Genomic DNA, 1779 nt, shown 5'->3' on the forward strand with positions numbered 1-1779 from the left:
GACCTATCTTTTTTTACCACAAGTTGGTCAACACCTCACTCTATCTCGGTTGCGGCGGAGTTGTCACCCCGCCAGGTAATATGCTTATACCAAGTCTCAATTTTTGTGGAATAATCTTTCCTATATCTGTTACCAATGTTAATAACGACAACATCATCTCTGTAGTAATCTCTATCTTCCAAGGTAAATTTATCTTGCCACTCATAGTCAAAACGGCCTATTCCTGTTTCACCCCAGCGTTCAACAATAGTTTGGCAAGTATCGACGAGTCTAAGTGCCAGATCATTCTGCCACTGGACATGGGGATTGAATATATCAACATTTTTCCATTGCTCTAATGACATTTGATTGTCTCTTGTTTTATGTGTGTATTTATGCAAAATGGGTTGAGGCAGGATGACTAAAGCAAACATTTACGGTGGCCCATCAGTATCAATAGAAGTTTCTTGCTTGCAGTCATAGCATTTGTAAGTTACCCTTTCAGTGTACAGATTAATCTTTCTTGAACTGACAAATCCCATTTTGGTACTCCCACAATGCTCGCATACGGGGCCACCAACCTCATTTCTTTTTCCCATATTAGGCGTTTCCTTTACTTACCTTAAGCAATAGGATAGTACAATTATTAGTTTGCCAATGTCGGAAATGTCGGGACTTTTCCTAGACAAGCCGATCGCAAATGTCGGAATCTTGTCGGAAATGTCGGAATCTTGTCGGAAATGTCGGAAAGATCGGATATAATACGACAAATCCCCGCACACGACAGACCTATGGAAATCACAGAAGTCTTAAAACTCGCCGACGAACTAATCTTCGCCAAGACGGGAGAACATATAGACTATCTGCAAAAAGCTATTCTTGAAGGGACCTTACAAGGTCGGACATACCCAGAAATTGCTGAAGCGACTCATTCCAGTGAAGGCCATACTAGAGATATCGGTTCAAAATTATGGCAAATACTCTCAGAGGGATTCGGAGAAGAGATTACTAAAAGAAATTTTAGAGCGATATTAAAAAAGGGTGAATTTTGCAATTTTTCACCAGTTATCGGTAGAGATAATGTAACAGTTAATAATAATCTCAATATTTGTCAAAAAAGGGCGAGAAGTCCAACAGAACCGCAAAACTCCCAACCAACTTCTAAACAACCCCACATAGACTTAGGCGACTCACCCGAAATCTTCACCTTTTTCGATCGCACTTCTGAACTTTCCACCCTCGAAAACTGGATAACACAGAAACACACTCGCCTCATCGCACTCCTGGGAATCAGCGGCATCGGCAAAACAACCCTCTCCCTAAGCCTAATCGATCGCATCAAAACCCAATTCGATTACGTCATCTATCGCAGCCTCCGCTTTTCCCCAACCCTCGATGCAACCCTCACCAACCTGCTGCAAATCTTTTCCCAACAATCAGAAATTCCCCAAAACATCGAAACCAAAATTTCCCAAATTCTCGATTACCTGCGAAAAAACCGATGTCTGATTGTCCTCGATGACGTGCAGATGCTTTTGGGCAGCGGACAACTAGCGGGACAATATAAAACTGGATATGAAGATTATCAGTTATTTTTTAAACTAATTGCCGAAGTTTGTCATCAAAGTTGTTTGATATTGAATAGTTGGGAAAAACCCAGAGAAATTGCCAGATTATCAAAAGATAATCATCCCGTGCGATGTTTTTTATTGGGAAGTTTAGGAATAAGTAGGTCGGCGCAAAAAAACCGAACTATGTTAAGATAAGTAAACAAAAAGAATATATCTACTGAGGTAACTC

2 protein-coding genes are annotated in these 1779 nt (G+C 40.7%); one reads left to right on the forward strand and one right to left on the reverse strand.

Going from position 1 to position 1779, the window contains the following annotated elements; translation table 11 throughout:
• Window positions 1-35 precede the first annotated feature (35 nt).
• The gene (locus QUA83_RS30345) at window positions 36-413 is read right to left on the reverse strand and encodes a hypothetical protein (protein WP_333297922.1); all 378 of its coding nucleotides are present in this window, start codon (window positions 411-413) and stop codon (window positions 36-38) included.
• A 357-nt stretch (window positions 414-770) separates the two neighbouring features.
• On the opposite strand from QUA83_RS30345, the gene QUA83_RS30350 reads away from it, so the two are divergent.
• Window positions 771-1745, forward strand: a complete 975-nt coding sequence (locus QUA83_RS30350; protein ID WP_333297923.1) for an ATP-binding protein — start codon at window positions 771-773, stop codon at window positions 1743-1745.
• Window positions 1746-1779: the final 34 nt, after the last annotated feature.

Origin of the sequence: Microcoleus sp. K1-B1, assembly GCF_036704705.1 — a bacterium.
Taxonomy (GTDB): domain Bacteria; phylum Cyanobacteriota; class Cyanobacteriia; order Cyanobacteriales; family Microcoleaceae; genus Microcoleus.

Bases quoted from the DNA above. Each gene is read 5' to 3' on its own strand.
- QUA83_RS30345 (WP_333297922.1), bottom strand. From the start codon at position 413: ATGTTTGCTTTAGTCATCCTGCCTCAACCCATTTTGCATAAATACACA.
- QUA83_RS30350 (WP_333297923.1), top strand. From the start codon at position 771: ATGGAAATCACAGAAGTCTTAAAACTCGCCGACGAACTAATCTTCGCC.